The following is a 16474-nucleotide window of genomic DNA, read 5'->3' as shown; positions in this document are numbered from 1 at the left end:
GTGTACAAATGTACCTTATTTGACCGGAAGTGACGCCCATTCGCCGGAATAGTGTACATTTGTACGTTATATGCGTTTACGGAACCGGAAAAAGCGGCCGCGGCGGTGGAATAGTGTACAAATGTACCTTATTTGGCCGAAAGTTGCGCTCGTTCGCCGGAATAGTGTGCATTTGTACGTTATATGCGGCCGCGGCCCCGGAAAAACGCGGCTGCGGTGCGGGAGCGGCGGGGGGAGAAGGGACGCTCGCACCCGCCTGCCGCCGCTCGGCCCCACGTCGCCGGCCGCGGGCACCCGCCGGCCGCGACGAGCCCGCGAGTGCACGCCGCCGCGGCTTACTTCAACAAATCCTTCGTCCGCTCGGTCAGCGACTTGAGCGCCTCCTCCGGCGTCTTTTTCAGGAAGGTCACTTGATCCAATTCGTCCTCGAGCACTTTGCCGAAGTCGATTTGCTTCGCGTAGTTCGGCGTCGAGCGGAGGTTCGGGCTTTTGCTCAGCTCCATAATTTTGTCGAAGTCCGGGACGCTTTTCATGGCCGGGTCGTCGAGCGCCGACTTTTTGGCCGGGACGTTGCCGAGGACGGACAAAAATTTGGCCAAATTTTTCGGCTCGTACAGGAACTTCATGAACGCCCAAGCGCCTTCTTTGTTTTTCGCGGTTTTGGCGATGTAGAACACGGAGGAGCTGTTCTCGCCGCCGCCCGCCATTTCGGGCTTGCCGTCCAAGTACGGGAGCGGGGCGATGCCGTAGTCGACCTGGATGTTCTTGCTCTTCATCTGCGCGGACATCCACGGGCCGTCGAAGCGGATCGCCTGCTTGCCCATGAAGAACGGATCGTTCGGGTCGAGCCACTTGCCCGAGCCCTGCATGCGCTTCACGTTGTCCGCGCCGAACTTCTTGTTGTAGTCGTAGATGAAGCGGAACGCTTCAAGCGTGCTGGGGGCGTCGAACGTAAATTGCGTCGCGTCCTTGTTGACCCAGTTCGTACCGAAGCCGTAGGCGAGCGGGCCGAACAAAAATTTGTCCGACGGGTACTGGGGCGAGCCGAGCACGTCGATCGTCCCGTCCGGCCTCGTCTTCGTCGTCTTCACGACGACGTCCATCAGCTCCTTGCTCGTCTTGGGCGGCTCCGTAAAGCCGGCCTCGGCCAGCAGCTTCTTGTTGTAGTACATCATGGAGAACGAAACGTTCAGCGGCAGCGCGTACGTCTTGCCCTTATACTTGCCGGATTCGACGGCGGCCGGCAGGAAGTCGTTCATGTCGTACTTGTCGCGCGCGATGAACTCGTCGAGCGGCAGCGCGATGCCCTGCTCGGCGTAAGGCGCGACGTTGGCGCTGAACGAGTCGGTCAAGTCCGGGCCGTTGCCGCCGGCGATCGCCACCTTGATCTTCTGCTCGTCGGGGACGGAGAGCCCTTCGACCACGTATTGGCTCTGGCTTTTGTTGAAATCTTGGATGACCGCGTCAAGCGCCTGCCCTTCGGGTCCTCCCCACAAATACCAGACGACGACCTTCGAGCCGGCGCCGCCGTCCGCCCCGTCCTTTCCGCCGCCGCAGCCGGCGAGTACGCCGGACATCAAGGCGGCCGTAGCGGCCAGCGAGAGCCCGATTTTTCGGAATGCGCGCATTGTGGACTGCCTCCCTTTTCGAATCGATTCAGGTTGTTTATCTTATATGTATAAAATATTTCTCCATCTTATTTCTGTTTTTTTGAATTCTCTTTCCGGGACAACCGCGCACGATCGATCAAAACGAGGGCACCGCTTTCCGGTACAATGGGAAGACGGATGACGAAACAGAATGGAGGAGCGCCGCTTGGATTATTACCGCAGCATGCAGAACGCCGTCGACCATATCGAGCGACGGCTGCACGACGAGCTGGAAATCGCCGACATCGCCGCGGCGGCCGGCTTCTCGTCGTTTCACTTTCAACGGCTGTTTCAGGCGATTACGGGGTTCACGGTGCGCGGCTACATCCGTCATAGGAGGCTGACCGAGGCGGCGGCGCAGTTAAGGGGGACGGACACCGGCATTCTCGATATCGCGGTGGCGTGCGGGTACGGCTCGCAGGAGGCGTTCACCCGAGCTTTCGAGCAGTTCGCGGGCTTGCCTCCGGGCGAATTCCGCAGGGCGGGGGAGACAGGCTTCGTCCCGCGACGAAAAATCGATTTCCTCGAACGGCATCGTCACGCCGAAAGGGAGGGCATGAACGTGGACAAACCGGATATCGTCCGTCTGGACCCGATCGCGATCGCGGGCCGGGAATACCGGACGACGCTGGAGGAAGGAAAGCAATACGCGGACATACCGGGGTTTTATTTCGATTTCGGGCAGCAAGGCTATTTTTTGCGCATTCCGAATCGGGCCGCTCCCGACATGGCGTACGGCATAGCGTGCAAGTTCGCGGACGACGGCGGCTTCTCGTTCATCGTCGGCGAGCAGGTGAGCGAGATCGGCGCCGATCTGGACCCGGCGCTGTGCGGCTTCGTCATTCCGGGCGGCACCTACGCGGTGTTCCGGGCGAACGGGGACGCCGACACGGTGCGGCGCACGCGGGAATACGTCTACGGCACCTGGCTGCCGAACTCGAACTACGAACGGACGGACGGTCCGGACTTCGAGGTGACCGACGTCATGCGCTCCTCGTACCCCGACGCGATGAGGATGAACGTCTATATTCCGCTGCAATGACGAACGGACAGCCGGCTTGCGTGCCGGCTGTCCGTCATGTCTTGATAGCTTCAAACCAATATAGTGATTATATATCCAATTTCAATTGGACTCGTCGAATTTTATTTTTAATGGTACTGGTGCCCGTATCGCCTAATACAAAATCAAACCTATGCTCATGGAAATCGCAATGGAAACCATATGCGATATCGGATATACACAGGCTTCGATTGGACAAAGCATATGCGCTCAGCGACCTTGGATTTTTATTTTCACGTTGATGCTGTTCGTTATCCCCGGCCCATGATAAATGAACCCGTAATCCTGCCTATTTATTCAGATTGAGGCTGTCCGCTTCATTGCATATAATGAAGGTACCGCCCTTCGGGGAGATCGTTAAGGGAGGCCGCGATGAACGAGACTGCATTTGACGAAGCATTATTTGCAAGCTTGAAGCCGGGCTTAACCTCGTTCTGTTACCGAATGCTAGGCTCCATGGACGATGCGGACGATGCCGTTCAGGAGACGAGTATTCGGGTCTGGCAGAGCTGGAGCACGTTCAGACAGGATTCCTCGTTTAAAACCTGGGTGTATCGGATTGCCTCCAACCTGTGCTTGGACAAGCTGAGACAATCCAAACGCCGCGCCCTTCCCGTTGACCTGTTCGACCCGGCCGTCGCCATCGTCGAGCCGCGCGACACGCTGCCGGACTCTGCCTGGATCTGGCCGTCTCCCGACTTTGGGGGCAATCCGGAGGATCGGCTCGTCCGCAGAGACACCCTTCAACTGTGCTTCATCGCTCTCCTGCAGACCTTGCCTCCGCGGCAGCGCGCAGTACTCATTTTGAAGGATGTATTTGAATGGTCCTCCAAGCAGATCGCGGAAACGTTGGCGATGTCGCCGGCAGCGGTGAACAGCGCCTTGCAAAGAGCCCGAGAGACGATGGACCGGGCGCAGCTTCGCTCGGATGAGCTCAGCAGCATGGACGTTCAACCGGAGCAGCAGCTGCTGTCCCGGTATGTGGAGGCCTTCGAGCAATTCGATATTGCTGCGCTCGTCGCGTTGTTCCACGAGGAAGGCTGCATGTCGATGCCGCCCTTCGAGATGTGGATCCGCGGCAAGGAAGATTTGGCCGCCTTCTATTCGCTTACTCGCTGGCATTGCGAAGGTTCGCGATTTGTGCCCATTACGGTAAATGGCGGTTATCCGGCGTTGGCCCAGTATATGCCGGATAAAGAGGGCTCCGGTCTGGTACCTTGGGGCATCCACGTTATCGAAGCCAGAGAAAATCAAATCCTGCACGTTCAAAACTTCATTCATACGCCATTATTTTCGCGATTTGGGCTGCCAGAGCGAATGGACCGATGAATTTCGTCATGGACTTACGTCTATATCATTGAGCGTAACCAAACGACGAATATCATGAGAGAGGTGTCTATTTAACATGGAATCGAGTCAACCGACAAAAGTAACCGTGCAAGCCGTCATTCAAGCCCCTGTCGAGAAGGTATGGCGCTATTGGACCGAGCCGGCTCACATCACGAAGTGGAATCAAGCGTCCGAGGAATGGCATGCGCCGAGAGCCGAGAACGATCTGCGGGTCGGCGGCAAGTTTCTGACACGGATGGAAGCGAAGGATGGCAGCATGGGCTTTGATTTTGGCGGCGTCTACGATGTCGTGAGCCGGCATGAGGCGATCGGCTACACCATGGAAGACGGAAGAAGAGTGGATATTACTTTCGTCGATCAAGGGAATGAGACGAAGGTCATTGAAACGTTCGACGCGGAAAGCTCCAATCCCGTCGAGTTCCAGCAAGCAGGCTGGCAAGCGATCATGGACAATTTCAAAGCCTATACCGAACAAAACTAATCATCGAAGAAGACGCCGGGAAAGATGCCCGGCGTCTTTCTATTTGAACCCTAGTACGAGCGTGCTCCCCGTCAGCCTCAACCTTGTGCCGCATCCATGTTCATGCAGTTAATGGCCCACAGATGGCCGTCCAAGTCCACGAAGCCCCAATGATACATGAACCCGTGCTCTTCAGGCTCAGCGTGCAATTTCCCGCCCAAGGAGACCGCGGTATTCACGATTTCATCGACCTTTTCCCGGCTCTCGAAGGCCAATGCGATCGTCATCTGCGCATATTTGCTCGTATCGACGGATTCCTTCTCCGTGAGCGTATTAAAGAATGCTTGATTGATCAGCATGACCTGCAGGTTGTCGCCGATCACGATGGCTACCGAATTTTCGTTATCGGGGAATTGCGGGTTGAGCTCGAATCCGAGTCCGGTAAAGAACGCTTTCGATTGTTCTACGTTTTTAACAGGCAGGTTGAAGCTCGTGAATGCGGACATTAACGCCATTTTCAAAACACCTCTTCGTCAAATTAGTTTGTGTTCATTTGTGCCTTCGTTTCTATAGACGACAGCCGATCCGGGAATTCATCGGTCTCATGGATTCGGAAGCGTAAATTTTGAAACATAACTTGGTATGGAGTTCGGATAGAAACGGCGGTGGCGCCGGCTGCAAAACTCGTGCAGCTGTTTAACGAAAATCGGGACTGTCAAAAATAAGAGCGGGAGTGCGGCAGGGCCGCAACTCCCGCCATGGACGGCCAGAAGCCGTAGACGGTCACTTGCTGTTTTTGTAGCGCTCGTACGATTTCTTGTACACGTTCATATACTCGTCGACACCCATCTTCTGCACGGTCGCCACATATTTGTCCCATTCGGACATCGGCAGCGAGCCGGTGATGAACTTCGCCTCCGTCTCGCCGATATACGTCTCGATGTCGGCGCCGACGGTAGAGCGGAACTCGGACTCCTCCTCGGTGAAGTTGAAGCTGTTCCACAGCTCCGGCACTTGGTGCTTCTCCGCTTTTTTGCCGACGGCGATCGATTCGGGCAGCGTCTCGGAGCCTTTGAAATATTTCTCCTGCACGTAGCCCGGATAGCTGCCCCCGAGCCAGGTGATATACTTGGCGAGCGCCTGGTCCATCGTCAAGCCTTCCGGGTTTTTCGTGATCGCCTCCACGTACTCCAGCTTGCCGTCGGCCGTTTTGCGGTACGTTTCGCCCTCGACGCCCATGAAATAAAACGTCGCGCCCTCGTCGCCGAAGAAATGGTCGATCCACCGGACGGTCGCCTCGGGATGCTTGTTCTTGTCGGTAATGACGAACGCTCCCGGCCATACCGCCGGCACCTTCACGTGGGAGTAAAGCTGGTCGCCGTGCGGCCCTTTCAGGGCGCCGAGGCCGACATAGTTCGGCTGGTTCAGCTGGGTCATCGGATTCGGGTTGATCGTGGCGCCGAACACGCCGGTTTGTCCTTTCGCATACAGGGCGGCCGTCTTGACCGTGAAAATCTCCTTGTCGATCAGCCCCTCCGTGTACAGCTTGCGGACGTACTCGATCACTTCCTTGTAAGCCGGGTCGGTGCGGAAGAAGCGCAGCTCGTTCGTCTTCGGGTCGACGTCGACGAACTTGTGGCCCAAGCCGCGGTTGCCGAACCCCCAGGCGCCGCGCAGCTGCTCGATCAGCGGATTGATGCCGCTCCCGGCGTACGGGATTTCGTCGGCTTGTCCGTTGCCGTTCAGATCGGTCGTCTTGACCGCCTTCAAATAGCGGTACAGCTCCTCGGTCGTCTCCGGCTCCTTCATGTTCAGCTTCTCGAGCCAATCCTTCTTCACCCACAGCGGCGTACCGATCAGCATCGGCATGAACTCCGGGCTGTAAAACGACGGGAACGAATAAATATGGCCGTCCGGCATCGTCAATCCTTTTTTCAAATCCGGGTACTTCTCCAGCAGCTTCTTGAAGTTCGGCGCGTACTTGTCGATCAGGTCGTTCAGCTTGACGAACGTGCCCTGCGCCCCGTATTTCATCAGGTCGGACGCCGGGACGCGGGCGGAATAGAACGCGTCCGGGTAGTCGCCGCCGGCCAGCGCCAGATTGCGCTTCTCGGTCAAATTTTCGAACGGCACGAGCTGGAACGTCACGTTCACGTTCGTCATTTTCGCATACTGCTTCCAGACGAGCGTTTCTTCGAAGTTGTTGCCGTTGGTGGCCGCTTTTCCGGTGAAAAACGTGAGCGAGATCGGTTCCTTTACGATCGGCATGCCCGCGGCGTTCAAATTGGCGACTTCGCCTTTGCTCGCCCCGTCCCCGTCGCCGGCCGTCGCATCCCCGCCGTCCGTTCCGCACGCCGCCAGCAAGCTGCCGGCCATCGCGGCAACAAGAGCCGCGGGCACCCATTTCGTCTTTTTCATCGTCGATCGTCCTCCCCATCTTTATTGTATCGTTTTTTTACCCCTTGACCGCCCCGATCATGACGCCTTTGACGAAATATTTTTGCAGGAACGGATACAGCAGCAGCACCGGCAAATTGGCCACGACGACGACCGCATACTTGATCGCTTCGCCTTCCATGACGGTCCGGGCGTGGGACTCGTCGCCGACGCCGAGCATCTCCTGCATCTGCCCCTGGATCAGGATCTCCCGCAAAAACAGCTGCAGCGGATATTTGTCGCGGTCGGTCAAATACATGAGGGCGTTGAAGTACGCGTTCCAATGGCCGACGCTGTAAAACAGCACCATGACCGCCACGATCGGCAGCGACAGGGGCAGCACGATGCGCACGAGCGTGCCGAGGTTGGAGCAGCCGTCGATCGACGCCGCCTCCTGCATTTCGTACGGGATGGCGTTCTGGAAAAACGTGCGCATGATCAGCACGTTGTACACCGACACGGCGCTCGGAATGATGAGCGCCCACATCGAGTTGAGCATGCCGAGCTGCTTGACGAGCAAGTACGTCGGCACCATGCCGCCGCTGAAAAACATCGTAAACACCATCATCGCGGATATGACGCCGCGACCGGCCAAATCTTTGCGCGACAGCGGGTAGGCGGCCGCGACGGACATCGCGAGGTTGATCGCGGTGCCGACCAGCGTGTAGACGATCGTGTTGATATAGCCGGTCAAGATGTCGTCGTTGCGGAAAATGTTCGCGTAGCCGACCCACGTGAAGCCTTTGGGCCACAGCCATACCTCGCCGCGCATGACCGCCTCCGGGCTGCTGATCGACGCCGACAGCACGAACAGCAGCGGGTACAGCACGATGACGCACAAGAGCGCCAAAGCGGCATAGACGAACCCGTCGAACAGCTTGTCGCCGGTGCTCCGGTTAGTCACGGTTCGCTCCTCCTTTCCGTTACCATAAGCTGGTGTCGTTCGCCTTGCGCGCGATCCGGTTCACGGCCACGAGCAGAACGAAATTGACGACCGAGTTGAACAGCCCGACAGCCGCCGAGTAGCTGTACTGACCGTCGATAATCCCTTTGCGGTACACGTGCGTGGCGATGACGTCCGACGCCGGCATGTTGAGCGGGTTTTGCATCAGATACACCTTCTCGAAGCCGACGCCGAGCAGGGAGCCCATGTTCAGGATGAGCAGAATCGTCACCGTCGGCATGATGCCCGGCAAGTTGATGTGCCAAATGCGCCGCCACCGGTTCGCGCCGTCGACGCGGGCCGCCTCGTGCAGCTGAGGATCGATGCCCGTCAGCGCGGCCAAGTAGATGATCGAGCTCCAGCCCATCTGCTGCCAGACGCCGGACAGCACGTAGACGCTCTTGAACCAGGCCGGCTCGGTCAGGAACGGAATCGGCTCCCCGCGCACCGCGGCGACGATCCGGTTCAGCAGGCCGGTCTCCGGCGACAGGAAGATGAGGATTAGGCCGACCATGACGACCGTGGACAAAAAGTGCGGCGCGTACGTCACCGTCTGTACGAACCGGCTGAACGTCCGGGAGCGCACTTCGTTGATGAGCAGCGCCAGCACGATCGGGACCGGAAACCCCACGATCAGCTGGTACAGTCCGATGCCGAGCGTGTTGAGGAGCAGCCGCCAAAAGTAGTAGCTCTCGAAAAAACGCTCGAAATGCCGGAGCCCGACCCAGGGACTCCCCCAAACGCCTTTCGTCGCCACGAAGTTTTTGAAGGCGATCTGGACCCCGTACATCGGCACGTACTCGAATACGATGAAAAACGCGATTACCGGCAGCAGCAGCACATACAAATCCCAATTGCGGCGTACCCGCATCCAAGCCGCGGAACGCCGCGGCCGGCCGCCCGGGTCCGTCGCCGCGGCCGGAACGGAAGCTTGCTTCGACAAGGCCTCACTTCACCCGCTTTCGTCTGTTCTTCCCGGAGCATACCAGAGCGGGGGCGCGAGCGGAATTTACCGTTGTTTGGCTCTCTAGCGGCTCATTGGCCCGCCTAAAAAGAAGATAAGATTATAAAAAAGTGCATGTTTTTCGAAATCCGAAACTCCGGTACAATGAAAACGCTTCGTCGAAAGCCTTCCCGTCCCGGCCGCGGGGCGAAATTTACAGGTAAGGGAGCAGGGCAGCCTTGAAATGGGTCATACCGAACCGGCAGACGCTCGTTTTCAAAATCTTTTTCAGCTTTCTCGGCATCATCCTGCTGTTCTCCGTCTTCAACGCGTTGTCCGTCCATTTGTTCAACCGGGGCGTGCAAAACGAAATCATCCAATATAACCGGCTCATGCTGCAAAATACGGCGGAACGGTACGAAACCCATTTCGACCGGATCAAGACGCTGCTCTTCGATCTGTATCACGACGAAAACGCCGTCGCCTTCAACCGTCAGCTGCTCACGAAGCCGGAGGCGGACGTCGAATACTGGAAGGCGTCGGACGTGCTGAAGCGGGTTCGCTCGGAGGCGTACAACCCGATGTTTTATTTGAACAACCTGCTGCTTTACTACGATTCCCACTCGCTGGTCGTCGAGAAGGAGGGCACGGTCGGCGCGGAGATGATGTTCGGGAAATTTTACGCCAGTGCCGCCTACCCGATCGCCTATTGGAAGGAGCGGTTCGGAGGAGCCGGCCATTACGAGCTGCACCCGGAGGCGACGTTTACCGTCTCGTCGCTGAACGCGGCATCCGACGTCCGGCTCATCCCGTTCTCGTTCCGGATGCCGTCGTCGAACGTTCAAGCGATCGCGCTGCTCGACGCGAAGGCGATGCAGGAAGCGTTCTACGGAACGGAGGACAGCCGGCTGTTCTTCTTGCTGAAGGAGGACGGCTCGCTGCTGTACCGTTCCTCGGACAAGCTCGGCGTCGGGGATATCCCCGCCTTCGAGCAGGGGCGGAGCTACGTTTTGGCCGGCGACTATTATTATTTCGTCGAGCGAGGGACGGGCTCCCGGCTCACCTACGTCACGGCGGTGCCGTACGCCAATATCGCGTCCCGGGTGCGCAACGCGAGCTTGACGCTGCTCGTCGTCTTCGCCGTATCGGTCGTCATCGGCATCGCCGCCTCCGTGCTGTTCAGCCGGCAAATCAACCGGCCGGTGAAGCAGATCGTCACGTCCATTCTCCGCCGCGAGCCGGTCAAGCTGCAAAGCGCGATCCGCGAGTTCGACCTGATTCATCAAAACATTCGCGAGCTCATGAAGGAGAAGGAGGCGATTCACCGGGAGCTGCTCGGCAAACGGTCGCTGCTCGCCAGCTTCGGCTACATCAACAAGCTGAAAGCGATTACGTCCAATATCAACGAGTGGAAAGATATCGCCGAGATCGACGAGCCGTTTTTCGTCGTGCTGTACCAGCTTCATTTCAAATCGAAGCCGGCGGCCGACAGCGGCATGCGGACGGACCGGATGGCGTATTACATCCACGAGTACGTCAACGTGCTCATGAGCGAGAAGATGCCGTCCTCGCATACGTTCCAGATCGAGAACAATCAAATTTTGACGATCGTCCGCGGCGGAGGCTATCCGGATCATCTGGACGATACGCTCGCGGCGCTGAAGACGATTTTGGACCGCGACAAGGCATACGTGCTGGCGACGATCGCCGTCGGCGACGTGCACGACGGCTCGGGCAAATTCAACGAGGCGTACCGGCAAGTGCTCGAGATGGTGCGCCAGGCGAGACCGCTCGACGAAAGCCAGGTCGTTCGCGAGCATCGCGGCGCCCCCGTTCCGTTCGTGCTCGCGGTGCCGCAGGAGCGGGAGCTGTATGCGAACCTGCAGGCGGGGAACGACGCGTTTTGCCGGACGTTCATGGACCGGATGATCGATCAGATGGACCGTAAGGAAGCCGGACTCGCCCAGTTCCGGCAGCTGGCGGAGGGCGTCATCGCCCGAGTGGCGAAGATGCTGGAGCCGTACGGGAGCGCCGACGCCGCCTCGCTGCGCGAGCTTCATCTGGCGCGGCTTGCGGAATGCTTCTCGCCGGACCAGTTCAAGACGCTGTACGCGGACCTGTTCCGCACGGCGGCGGCGATCGTCCTGGCCCGGAAGGAGGAGCGGGATCCGGTCATCGCCTTCGTCATGGATTACGTGGAGAACCGGTTCGCCGACGACGCGTCGCTCGATCTGCTCGCGGACAAGCTGAACTTGTCGGTCGCCTACTTGTCCGTCTTCATCAAGGAGAAGACGGGCGCCAACTTCAGCGAGCATATCAACGCCGTCCGCATCCGCAAGGCGAAGGAGATGCTCGCCGGGACCGACTGGAGCGTGCAGGACATCAGCGAGCGGATCGGATACCGCAACGTCACCTCGTTCATCCGCATGTTCAAGAAAATGACGGGCGTGCCGCCAGGCGAATACCGGAAAAACCGGTTAATCGGACAGCCCGAGCCGGAGAACGGCCTGCCGATGGACGATGTGTGACAATCGCGGACAAAAGGTTGCGCTCGGCCGCCCGTTTCCGGTAAGGTGGACATAGTTCAACTTGGGGAAAGGTGGATCGGACGAATGCAGGTTCGAGAATGGAAGGACATAGCCTACGGCCCGCACGAACGCAACGTGCTCGACGTGTACGCGGTCGGGAAGGAGGGCGAGCCGTCTCCCGCGGTCGTTTTCTTTCACGGAGGCGGGTACGTAAGCGGGGACAAAGCGGCGGTCGTGCCGACGGCGCTCATGAAGGAATGCATACAGGCGGGAATCTCGGTCGTGACGGCCAATTACCGCTTCATTACGACCGACCCGTTCCCGGCTCCGATGGAGGACGGGACGCGGGCGCTCCAATTCGTCCGCCACATGGCGCCGGAGTGGGGGATCGATCCGGCGCGGATCGCGTCGGCGGGCTCGTCGGCCGGCGGCCATATCGCGCTGTGGAACGCGCTCAAGGGCGATCTGGCCGACCCGGACAGCTCCGACCCGGTCGAGCGGACGTCGTCCGCCGTATCCGCGTTCGTCGGCTTCGGCACGCAGGTGTCGAAGGACCAGCGGTTTTACGAGGGCATCTACGAAGGGCCGCACATTCAGCCGAATTTGGCGCTGTTTTACGGCGTCGCCTCGACGGACGACCTGTACCGGCCCGAGACGCTCCGTCTCGCCGAGGCGGCCTCGGCGATCAACTTCATGTCGGAGGCGGCGCCTCCCGCGTTCATGGCGTACGACTACCCGCTGGACGGGCCGTTCATTCCGGCGGACGCCCCCGTCGGCGTCGTCATCCATCATCCGATGCACGGTTATATGCTGAAGAAAAAATACGACGAGCTCGGCAAACGGTTCGAGCTCCGGCATTCGGGCGACCCGATCCGGCCGGGCGAGCTGGCGCAGTTTTTGCTGGACAGCTGGGCGTAACGACCGCCGTCCGCCGCCGCGCCGCTTGCGCGCCGCAGCCGAAAAGCCCCGCCGGTCCGCATCGTTGCGATGCGGCGGCGGGGCTTTCGGTTATCGTGCGGCGATCCGGCTCAAGCGTCGGCCGACCGGCCGGGCCGCGTCAGGACGGCGATCCCCGCCGCACCGAGACACTGCATCGCCGTCTTGATCAGCACCTGCCCGACGATCGCGTACCCGACCGCCTCCCAAGGGAGGAAGCCGGCGCCGAGCGGGGACAGGCCGATGACGACGAACAGGGCGCTGTCGACGATGCCGCCGACGAGTCCGCTGTACAGCACCTTGAGCGACATCGGCAGCTTCAGCCGCGTGTACAGCTCGGTGTCGGTCGTCTCGGAGACGAGAAACGTGACGGCCGAGGCGAAGACGATCCAGAGCGTGTCCCCGAGGACGTACGAGGTGGCGAGCGACAGCAGCATGGCGGCGGCGATGGCGGCGTACGTCTTCTTCCGTCCGACCGCCCGCTGCACGAAGTCGCGGAGGACGAACGTCGCGCCGATGAGCAGGGAGCCCATCGGGACGATCATCGCTCCGATTTTCATGGGCGCGAACGAAGCCGTGACGACGTTGGCACAGACGATGGACAGCAAGTACAAGGCGATCAGCAATGCGTTACGGTTCATGGCGATTCCGTCCTCCTTATCGGTTGTCGACGCGTTCCGGATACATGTCGTGGTTCAGCAGCCGGTGCTCGGCCATCGCTTCGTATTTTGTGCCGGGGCGTCCCCAGTTGCAGTACGGGTCGATGGAAATGCCGCCGCGCGGCGTAAATTTGCCCCATACCTCGATGTAGCGGGGCTCCATCAGGGCGATCAGATCGTTCATGATGATGTTGACGCAGTCCTCGTGGAAGTCGCCGTGGTTGCGGAAGCTGAACAAGTACAGCTTGAGCGACTTGCTTTCGACCATTTTCCGGTCGGGGATGTACGAGATGTACAGCGTCGCGAAATCGGGCTGGCCCGTCACGGGGCATAGGCTCGTGAATTCGGGGCAATTGAATTTGACGAAGTAATCGCGGTCCGGATGCTTGTTGTCGAACGACTCCAGCAGCTGCGGGTTATACGAGAACGTGTAGACGGTCCCTTGGCTTCCCAAATGGCTGACGTCCTTCAGCTCTTCTCCGGTTCTTCCTGCGGACATGAAAAAATCCCCTTTCTTTTCTCCGGCGCAAGGCCGATTTCGAGAAGAGAACGAGAGGACGGGCGAACGAGGCTATCGAAAACTACAGCGACAAATAAACGACACCCTTCGGGCACGTTTGTCCTTAGTTTTTTATAGAGGGAGTTCGCGAACCTCTCCCGGGCGGCGAATGCCGCATGCCGGATTTTCTTCTTCGGCTGTTCCTATGTACTATATCACAGCGTCGCCCAAGATGCACGCATGAATTTGCAAGCCGGCCCAGTCAACATTTCCCGGATAAAATCGTCATTCCGCCCCCGTCCGCATCGTCCGATAGTGTGCTATAATGGCGGAGAGAAAATGGGAGAACGAGGAGAGTACCGATGACCAGCAAACGTATCGTTCTGCTCGTCGACGGCATGGCGCTGCTGTTCCGCGCCTATTATGCCAGTTCGTACAGCGGGTATATCAAAAGAACGAGCGCCGGATTGCCGACCAATGCGGTGCACGGGTTCGTCAAATATATGATGGACGCCGTCAAACGGTTCCGCCCGACGCACGTCGTCTGCTGCTGGGACATGGGGAGCACGACGTTCCGCACCGAGCAGTACGCCGATTACAAAGGGAACCGGGAATCGCCCCCGGACGACCTGATTCCGCAGTTCGACCTCGTCAAGGAAGTCGTCGACAGCTTCGGCGTGCCGAACGTCGGCATCCGCGGCTACGAGGCGGACGACTGCATCGGAACGCTCGCGCGGCATTACGCGGAGGAGGAAGCGCACGTCTTCGTGCTGACCGGCGACCACGACTTGCTGCAGGTCGTCTCCGAGCGGGTGCACGTCGTCATCATGAAGAAGGGCGCGTCCAATTACGCCGTGTACGACGAGGCGGCGCTGCTCGAGGAGCGGGGGTTGACGCCGCGCCAAATCATCGAGCTGAAGGGGCTCACCGGGGATACGAGCGACAATTACCCGGGCGTCAAAGGCATCGGGGAGAAGACGGCGCTCAAGCTGCTCGCCGAATACGGCGACATCGACGGCATTCTCGCCAACCTCGACTCGTTGACCGCGAGCGTCCGGAAGAAGATCGAGGCGTCGCTCGACATGCTCCACCTTTCGCGGGATTTGGCGACGATCCGCTGCGACACGCCGGTCAGCTGCCCGATCGACGACTGCGTTTGGGCGCCGGATTTGCTGCGGCTGCGGGCAAAGTTCGAGGAGCTGGAGTTCAAGGGGCTCGCCCAGCAGATCGGCTGACGGCCGGACCTTATCGCGCCGTCCGCGCCGCGGCGCGCGACCGCGGCCCGCAAGTTCGCCCGAGTACATATGTTGTTATCCATCCATTATCGAACTTCGAGGAGGAGTTTCATCATGCCGGATATGCTCGTCAAACTGTACGAACTGCCCGATTCCAAGCCGCTCATCCGCGAGCTGGCCGACGCGGGGATCGTCATCCGCCGCGGCCTTGCGCCCGAGAAGCACATCGTGCTCGACTGGGTGCGCCGCAACTTCAGCGCCCATTGGGAGAGCGAATGCGACGTGGCGTTCAGCCGCCGGCCGGTATCGTGCTTCATCGCCACGGAAGGCGAGCGGCTCGTCGGCTTCGGCTGCTACGAAGCGACGCTCAAAAACTTTTTCGGCCCGACGGGCGTCCATCCCGACATGCGCGGCAAAGGCGTCGGCAAGGCGCTGCTGCTCGCCTGCATGCAGGCGATGTACGACGAAGGGTACGGCTACGCCGTCATCGGCGGGGCGGGCCCGACCGAGTTTTATGCGAAGACGATCGGCGCGATCCCGATCGAAGGCTCGGCGCCCGGCATTTACCGGGGCATGCTCAAGCAGATCCAGGAATAAACGACAAGAGAGCGGGGCCGCCAGACGGCTTCCGCTCTTTTTACGTCGGCCCGCCGCGCACGACCGCGGCAGGAGGCGCCCGTTTGGCTTGGGCGAAATGGCGGCAGGGTGCGGTGCGGGCTTGCATATGCCGGAACACGGGCGCTCAAGCGGAGGCCGGATGGGGAGGCATGCCCGTTTCCCGTCGTCCCATGCCCCATCTATAGCCCGTCTTGGGCCGCTCCATTGGAGCGAGTCCAATAGCTGTGCATGCACTGTCCCGGAAAAGGGAGCCCCGTTGGAAAAAATCCAACGAATTCGCCCCCAATCCGTTCACATGGGCTATGAAGTGTATTTTTGTTGGATAAAATCCAATAGTAGGCCGATTTCGTCACGCGATGCGTTTCGGCCGTTGGTTAAAATCCAAGCGCGCGGGATAAGCGACGACGCGTTTCCGGACGGGGACCTTTTGAACACGGGAAGCCATGTTCGAGTGCGGCGGGGAAATTGCTGCATACCGGATGACTTCGAGGGCGCGAAAAGGCGATCCGGCTCGCCACTGGACTTTGGTCTTGGATCAAAACCGCCATTAAGTCCGGTTTGCGAAAAAGCGGTTTCCGGTATGATAAAAACCAAAAGAAACGGATGAACAGAAAGGACGGCCGATGATGAGACGATGGATTCCGCGGCTTCGCGAATGGGACCGCAAGCTGTTCCGCTGGTGTCACTTCCGGATTCGGCATACGGCGCTGGACCGGCTGTTCGGGTGGCTGACCCATCTGGGCGGGGCGACGTTCACGATCGCCTTTACGCTGTCCGTGGCGCTGCTCGCGCCGGAGCCTTGGCGGACGGTCGGACGGATCAGCCTGCTCTCCCTGGCGGCCAGCCACATCGTGGCGGCGATCGTCAAGCGCAAGGTCGACCGGCTCCGGCCCTATATGGCGATCGGCGGCGTCGTGACGGGACCGAACCCGCTGAAGGACCCGTCGTTTCCGTCCGGCCACACGACCGCCGCCTTCTCGGTCGTCGTCCCGTTCGCGCTCGCGTCCGGCTGGCTTTCGCTGCTGGTCGTTCCGTTGGCGGCGGCGGTCGGCTTATCGCGCATGTACTTGGGTCTTCATTACCCGTCGGATTGCATGGCCGGGTGTCTGATCGGCTCGGCGGTTTCGGCCGCGGCCATGTCCTTGATCGGCTGACGCG

The 16474-nt window shown here is 59.6% G+C and carries 14 protein-coding genes, 1 pseudogene and 1 riboswitch; of the genes and pseudogenes, 8 read left to right on the top strand and 7 right to left on the bottom strand.

Going from position 1 to position 16474, the window contains the following annotated elements; translation table 11 throughout:
• Window positions 1–335: 335 nt before the first annotated feature.
• A complete protein-coding gene (locus DLM86_RS03260; protein WP_110838508.1) occupies window positions 336–1628 on the bottom strand; it encodes an ABC transporter substrate-binding protein in 1293 nt (430 codons plus the stop codon).
• 187 nt (window positions 1629–1815) lie between these two features.
• On the opposite strand from DLM86_RS03260, the gene DLM86_RS03255 reads away from it, so the two are divergent.
• The 3 genes and pseudogenes from DLM86_RS03255 to DLM86_RS03245 all read left to right on the top strand — a co-directional run bounded on the left by DLM86_RS03255 (window position 1816) and on the right by DLM86_RS03245 (window position 4540).
• Window positions 1816–2691 (top strand): AraC family transcriptional regulator, encoded by an 876-nt coding sequence (locus DLM86_RS03255; protein ID WP_110838634.1) that lies wholly within the window; start codon window positions 1816–1818, stop codon window positions 2689–2691.
• Window positions 2692–3078: 387 nt separating this feature from the next.
• Window positions 3079–4038, top strand: a pseudogene (locus DLM86_RS03250) (sigma-70 family RNA polymerase sigma factor); the annotation flags it as partial.
• 76 nt (window positions 4039–4114) lie between these two features.
• Window positions 4115–4540, top strand: coding sequence for an SRPBCC family protein (locus DLM86_RS03245; RefSeq protein ID WP_110838506.1), 426 nt, complete (start codon window positions 4115–4117; stop codon window positions 4538–4540).
• 77 nt (window positions 4541–4617) lie between these two features.
• Here the strand turns inward: DLM86_RS03245 and DLM86_RS03240 are convergent, their stop codons facing one another.
• The 4 genes from DLM86_RS03240 to DLM86_RS03225 all read right to left on the bottom strand — a co-directional run bounded on the left by DLM86_RS03240 (window position 4618) and on the right by DLM86_RS03225 (window position 8769).
• The gene (locus DLM86_RS03240) at window positions 4618–5034 is read right to left on the bottom strand and encodes a VOC family protein (RefSeq protein WP_110838505.1); all 417 of its coding nucleotides are present in this window, start codon (window positions 5032–5034) and stop codon (window positions 4618–4620) included.
• Between the two features lie 268 nt (window positions 5035–5302).
• The gene (locus DLM86_RS03235) at window positions 5303–6937 is read right to left on the bottom strand and encodes an extracellular solute-binding protein (protein WP_110838504.1); all 1635 of its coding nucleotides are present in this window, start codon (window positions 6935–6937) and stop codon (window positions 5303–5305) included.
• Window positions 6938–6974: 37 nt separating this feature from the next.
• Window positions 6975–7859, bottom strand: coding sequence for a carbohydrate ABC transporter permease (locus tag DLM86_RS03230; RefSeq protein ID WP_110838503.1), 885 nt, complete (start codon window positions 7857–7859; stop codon window positions 6975–6977).
• A 19-nt stretch (window positions 7860–7878) separates the two neighbouring features.
• Window positions 7879–8769 (bottom strand): ABC transporter permease, encoded by an 891-nt coding sequence (locus DLM86_RS03225; RefSeq protein WP_110838633.1) that lies wholly within the window; start codon window positions 8767–8769, stop codon window positions 7879–7881.
• Window positions 8770–9080: 311 nt separating this feature from the next.
• Between DLM86_RS03225 and DLM86_RS03220 the strand changes: the two genes are divergently transcribed.
• On the top strand, window positions 9081–11369 hold the full coding sequence (locus DLM86_RS03220; RefSeq protein WP_110838502.1) for a helix-turn-helix domain-containing protein: 2289 nt from the start codon (window positions 9081–9083) through the stop codon (window positions 11367–11369).
• Window positions 11370–11453: 84 nt separating this feature from the next.
• On the top strand, window positions 11454–12287 hold the full coding sequence (locus DLM86_RS03215) for an alpha/beta hydrolase (protein WP_110838501.1): 834 nt from the start codon (window positions 11454–11456) through the stop codon (window positions 12285–12287).
• Window positions 12288–12397: 110 nt separating this feature from the next.
• Here DLM86_RS03215 and DLM86_RS03210 read toward each other — a convergent pair whose 3' ends face one another.
• Together DLM86_RS03210 and queF are read right to left on the bottom strand one after the other, a co-directional pair.
• Window positions 12398–12931: a VUT family protein gene (locus DLM86_RS03210; protein ID WP_110838632.1), complete on the bottom strand. Its 534-nt coding sequence runs from the start codon at window positions 12929–12931 to the stop codon at window positions 12398–12400.
• 31 nt (window positions 12932–12962) lie between these two features.
• A complete protein-coding gene (gene queF, locus DLM86_RS03205; protein ID WP_110838500.1) occupies window positions 12963–13463 on the bottom strand; it encodes a preQ(1) synthase in 501 nt (166 codons plus the stop codon).
• Between the two features lie 118 nt (window positions 13464–13581).
• Window positions 13582–13625: riboswitch (PreQ1 riboswitch) on the bottom strand.
• Window positions 13626–13825: 200 nt separating this feature from the next.
• On the opposite strand from queF, the gene DLM86_RS03200 reads away from it, so the two are divergent.
• From DLM86_RS03200 to DLM86_RS03190, 3 genes are all read left to right on the top strand, one after another.
• Window positions 13826–14698, top strand: coding sequence for a 5'-3' exonuclease (locus DLM86_RS03200; RefSeq protein ID WP_110838499.1), 873 nt, complete (start codon window positions 13826–13828; stop codon window positions 14696–14698).
• Between the two features lie 114 nt (window positions 14699–14812).
• Window positions 14813–15295, top strand: a complete 483-nt coding sequence (locus DLM86_RS03195; protein WP_110838498.1) for a GNAT family N-acetyltransferase — start codon at window positions 14813–14815, stop codon at window positions 15293–15295.
• A 647-nt stretch (window positions 15296–15942) separates the two neighbouring features.
• Window positions 15943–16470, top strand: coding sequence for a phosphatase PAP2 family protein (locus DLM86_RS03190; RefSeq protein ID WP_342773045.1), 528 nt, complete (start codon window positions 15943–15945; stop codon window positions 16468–16470).
• Window positions 16471–16474 lie beyond the last annotated feature (4 nt).

Source organism: Paenibacillus flagellatus, assembly GCF_003217775.1.
Lineage (GTDB): Bacteria > Bacillota > Bacilli > Paenibacillales > NBRC-103111 > Paenibacillus_AB > Paenibacillus_AB flagellatus.
This window is presented reverse-complemented; position numbering and strand designations above follow the sequence as displayed.